This is a genomic window from Bacillus sp. 05T31, assembly GCF_056396725.1.
Genome location: NZ_JBFTMA010000304.1, coordinates 1 through 4,777, shown reverse-complemented (window position 1 = coordinate 4,777; position 4,777 = coordinate 1). Strand labels below are relative to the sequence as shown.

7 protein-coding genes are annotated in these 4,777 nt (G+C 33.5%); 1 reads left to right on the top strand and 6 read right to left on the bottom strand.

What is annotated here, in order from left to right:
• On the top strand, window positions 1-351 hold a 351-nt coding region (locus AC1DJR_RS17620), incomplete at its 5' end, for a hypothetical protein (protein ID WP_477003137.1).
• A gap of 455 nt (window positions 352-806) precedes the next feature.
• Here AC1DJR_RS17620 and AC1DJR_RS17615 read toward each other — a convergent pair.
• From AC1DJR_RS17615 to AC1DJR_RS17590, 6 genes are all read right to left on the bottom strand, one after another.
• Window positions 807-1,100, bottom strand: a complete 294-nt coding sequence (locus tag AC1DJR_RS17615) for an ArsR/SmtB family transcription factor (protein WP_429688240.1) — start codon at window positions 1,098-1,100, stop codon at window positions 807-809.
• Window positions 1,101-1,174: 74 nt separating this feature from the next.
• Complete coding sequence (locus AC1DJR_RS17610) at window positions 1,175-1,603, bottom strand: disulfide oxidoreductase (RefSeq protein WP_477003136.1); 429 nt, start codon at window positions 1,601-1,603, stop codon at window positions 1,175-1,177.
• A 33-nt stretch (window positions 1,604-1,636) separates the two neighbouring features.
• Window positions 1,637-1,930, bottom strand: coding sequence for a hypothetical protein (locus tag AC1DJR_RS17605; protein WP_002139809.1), 294 nt, complete (start codon window positions 1,928-1,930; stop codon window positions 1,637-1,639).
• A gap of 75 nt (window positions 1,931-2,005) precedes the next feature.
• Window positions 2,006-2,206, bottom strand: coding sequence for a hypothetical protein (locus AC1DJR_RS17600; RefSeq protein WP_201053760.1), 201 nt, complete (start codon window positions 2,204-2,206; stop codon window positions 2,006-2,008).
• Window positions 2,207-2,271: 65 nt separating this feature from the next.
• A complete protein-coding gene (locus AC1DJR_RS17595; RefSeq protein WP_477003135.1) occupies window positions 2,272-2,913 on the bottom strand; it encodes a thermonuclease family protein in 642 nt (213 codons plus the stop codon).
• 419 nt (window positions 2,914-3,332) lie between these two features.
• A partial coding sequence (locus AC1DJR_RS17590; protein WP_477003134.1) for a topoisomerase C-terminal repeat-containing protein occupies window positions 3,333-4,777 on the bottom strand: 1,445 nt, incomplete at its 5' end.

The following is a 4,777-nucleotide window of genomic DNA, read 5'->3' as shown; positions in this document are numbered from 1 at the left end:
AATTTAAATAGCTACTACAAAACGAAAAAATATATAACTAAAACAATGAAATTAAAAATTGATAAAAAGCAATGTGATGAACTAGAAACGGGTATAAAAAAATTAAGGAATCAAATCGCACATAAAGGTCCTGCATTCGATAGAAAACTTGCCGAATACCAAAAGGAGAAAAGTTTATCAGAAATGTTGAAGCATATTCAAAACCACAATCTAGTAACTACAAACGGTACATACACGTACATTAAAATCTCATTTGAATACTGTATATATTTAATAGAATTTACAACAGACTTTTTTAAAAAACTATTCAATAATTTCAATCAATTACATCTAATAAAGACTAATAGATAGTTATATAGAATGTTAATGTTAATCTTAATACTTTTGGAAGCAACTTATCTTTAAACATCTTAGTCATACATTTAGATTTCTATACAAAAAAGAGTGCAGATATTTTAATCTGCACTCTTTTTTGTATAGAAAATTCACCTCATTGGTCTCCTCATTTATTTTAGGTACCTTTAAATCCACTCTGTTGTTACATTTCCTATAAATGCAAACTGTTCAACAATTTATCTTGATGGTACATCCAATCCTCTAATACATGAACCTTCTGCCCCTTTTGGAAGAGGTAAATCTTCTTTATTTTTTAGCTTTTCTCATAATTGGATGGGACTTAAAGGCGGAATATGAAAGTTTTTAATTTGTTTAATTCGTTTTCCAATTTTGTTTTTATTCAACATTAATTATCTACCGACTTTTATTAGATACATTTACCTTCATACAATCACACTACTCATGAGTTTCTACAAACTTAATACATTAACAATTTGGCATGCCTTGTAATTCACAATATGATAGTACATCTCTAACCCCCTTCTATCTGAACGCAAAATTTTCCCGCGCATTTTAGATAAATGCTGAGATACGGTAGATTGAAGGACACCTAATAGCTCTGTTAATTGTGTTACATTGCAAATTTTGCGGTGCTCTAGCTCCTTCACAATTTGTAACCTAACTGGATGGGCCATAATCTTTAATAATTCTACATCCGCCTCTGGGATTTTGTACATTTCATTACTTGCTTGAATAGTTGTCATTTTAATTTCTCCTTTTATTTTAATTATCTATTTTTTAGTATGTTGTGTTTACTTGAGTACATTGTTCATAACCACTATGTTGTTTGTTCTTTTGTCTCCCTATCAGATTTAATATATATAAGTATTATGATTGCTAAAAATCCAACAAAAGATAACATAGGTATCGAGATGAAACCGAATAAATTTAAGTAATCTTCTGTACAAGAAACTCCTACTGAACAAATCTTCATCTCACTAATAGGAAACGCTTGAATTGTAATTTGATATACAGATAACATTAAACCGATACACGCAAATGGAAATGCATACGTGCTGACGTGCGGATCTTTCCTATACATTCCTATCCCCAATATTAATACTAATGGATACATGGCCATTCTTTGGTACCAGCACAAATCACATGGMGGYAGCTTCATCCATTCACTRAAAAMCAAACTAATYAACATTGCACTWGTAGCTATCRTCCAAGCAATTGCAATRTGATACTTTCGAATTAACGCCATTCTTCATTCACCTCATTTAATGTTCTGCTCTACTTAGCGTCCGTATGTGATTAGCTTATTTCCATGCTTTGAGAATCCTGTCTCAATGGAAAGTATCCAATCGTTGATATCTTCCCAGTCATATCCTTTTTCTTTTAGTTCTATCGGGAACTTATTCTCGAAATCATCCCGCATTTCGTACATACTTTCCAATGCTTTTTCCATTTGACCAAATTTATAAAAAATGTGCGTGTTTACACGTTTGTTTCTCTTTTCTGATACAGCCAAATATACGTATCGTTTTTCTTTCGCTAAAACGAATTTCAAGAATCCCGCTACCTGACTCATCTCTTCCATCTCCTTCGTGGTTTTCCTTACCACTCTCTTTTTAGTGTGAGTAAGGAAAACTTTCTCTCTTACAGTTTAATTCAATGAATATCTCATTTTTTTGCTTTGAAAATACAAAAAAACACTCATCATCACAATGTTTATTACACCAGCTGCAGCTCCAATTTTTGAAATAACATAGATGTATTCGTTACTACTGAAAGGCATCATGCTCGAAAATATAAAGACAATCGAAATAACAAACGATAAGATCATGTTTCTTTTATTCTCTTTCACACTTAAAAACCTCCTTATTTTAATCTCAAAGCATTAGTATTCTTACTATGCTTGAGTGATATGCGTTAAGCGGCATCATTTCGGTTATAATGATGTTTCTTTTCATCCACAAAACCTTTGATACTCCACACTCCACTTTTAGTTGATTTTGCTTTCTTTTCTGCATCTAACATTTGTGGAAGCAGCGTAGTGTTCGGTTTAGTAATATAAGCTACAATCCCGTATCCTAATTTGACCATTAATTCATTTACATGTATTCCCCCGCAAAATATATACGCTAATTTTCTGTCATACTTGTCTTCTTTTTGTCCCCGATCATAAACCAAGGTTACACTTTTCCCATCTAGCTGTTTCTTTAAAAAGGAAGAAGCTTCTTTCCCCATCTTTTGTGGTGGGATTTTCTGAGATACAGACTCAGGGGTATCTAATAACAGTAACCTTACCGTCTGTTTCTGCCCCTTTACGTTCACGTCTATCGTATCTCCGTCCCTTATATGTAATACCTTCCCTTTAACGGTCTCTAAGTCTTTTAATTTCCCCTTATAAACTTCTGGAATATCAACAATACCTTTCCCTTCTAGGTGATGTTGTATTTCCTTTTGTACTGTTTGTGCAGGTTTTGAATCGTTCATTTGTGTCGAACTGCTGCATGCTGTAATTTGAAAGACTAATGAWGTTAYACAAGCAATCTTAATCCATGGTTTCATACCGTAGTATCCTTTCCTATTAGTATCACTCTACTTAATATACAAATGGACTATATGCTGGATTAACTTCTTTATAATCACAACACAAGCAAAAACGAACCCACTTTGGATGTTCGTTAAACGTAGCCCTGAATGATTGCTTTTTACATTTGGGACATACTGATATTTCATTCCCCTTATTACGCTTATGACTCTCCACATTCTCAAAAGATACATCTGTAGATGGTATTTCACTCGTAMGCAATATATCTTCCCCCTCTCCCTTTTTTAGGGATTTATAGACAACGAAAAAAGGACACACCTATGGCATATGTATGCGTAGGTGTGTCCTTTTGCAGGTAGATTTAGAAGTATTTTGTTACTTTCATCATATCATAATTCTTATTAATTTTATATATGAAATTTAGGATTTTATAATATTATTTCTTCTTCTCATATACAAAGGTTATTCTCTTCTGTGCACAGTCATATGTTAATTTTGCACCAAACGATTTCCCCGTTTTTTTCGATTTAAATCCTTGAATTGTATCTGTCATATTCTTTTCTAATAATTTCTTAATCTGGCTTGCTGTAATTCTTTTTTCAAGTATCATACCTGAAACGATGAAATCACAACCCTTTTTGTATTGTTCGCATAGATAGTTTGTTTTCCCTATAATAACTCTCCCCTGGCATAATGGACATTTACCTACCATACGATCCTCTGCAGTTGGAAATTCAAAACAAATACTAAAGTCTGGCTTTAATCGAATGGCAGCTGTGAATTCTCCTTTTTCCCCACTAAAACCATTAATGAAGTCTGTTACATTACTATTTAATAGCTTCTTAATCTGACTATCCGATAATTTCTTACCTTTAATTTTAGCTGGAAACATAAAATTACATCCGTTTTGATGGTCTGAGCACCCAAAAAATGTTTTACGGTTTAGAATTTGTCCCTTTTGGCACTTTGGGCACTGACCTAGTGATAATTCTTCAACTGTAGGTAAACTAAAACGAATTTCACCGTTTATGAATGATAGATAAGCAGAAAACTCTTTCCCATTTGATTTAAACCCTTTGATAACATCTGTTTTATTATCTTCAAACAGTTTTTTAACTTGTGCTGCAGGGATCGCTTTTTCTTTTATTTTTTTGGGTAAGCCAATATTACAGTTCGGGTGATTGCTGCAACCAAAAAATTTCCCCCTATCTAAAATTATTCCATTTCTACAAGGACATTGGCAAACCTCTATTTGTTGCTTCCAGGTCTCTATTAGATTGTACGAAATGGTATCAGGAATTTTTATAATCTCTTGCGTTATTTTTTGTACAAACGCATTTGTTTGTACAATGAAGTCTTCATAACTCATTTCATTCTTTTCAATACGATATATCATCCCTTCCATTTCAGCTGTGTATAGTGGATCTTTGACTTGTTGGACAGGAAATTGCTCAATAAAAGCGCGACCAATTGGAGTTGTCGTGATTTTTCCTTTTTCAATGGCTATATAGTTCTTCCCATGTAAAGCGGGGATAAAGGTTGCTTCGGTTGCAACGGTTCCAATTCGCTTTCCTTTCATCAGTTCTTTTAAATGTTCGTCATCAATTTTGCGTCCAGCTGTTTCCATGAAAGTCAGAATTGAGCTTTCTGTGTGTAGCGCGGGTTTCTTTGTTTTAGATTCCAGTAACTCGAAATCACAGATTTGAAGTTCATGCCCTCTTTGCAGAATAGGGATTTTGAACGCTTCCACACTTTCTTCTTCTACTTCCTCTCGAAATACTTCTATAAATCCTTTTTCCCTAAGTACACTTTCTTTTGTTTGATAGATATTACCCATCGAGTCAATAAGCGATACGTCTCTTACTAGATACACTGCAGGAC

What these genes read in the sequence shown, in the direction of transcription:
- AC1DJR_RS17615 (WP_429688240.1), bottom strand. Translation starts at nt 1,100, where the DNA reads ATGACAACTATTCAAGCAAGTAATGAAATGTACAAAATCCCAGAGGCG.
- AC1DJR_RS17605 (WP_002139809.1), bottom strand. Translation starts at nt 1,930, where the DNA reads ATGAGTCAGGTAGCGGGATTCTTGAAATTCGTTTTAGCGAAAGAAAAA.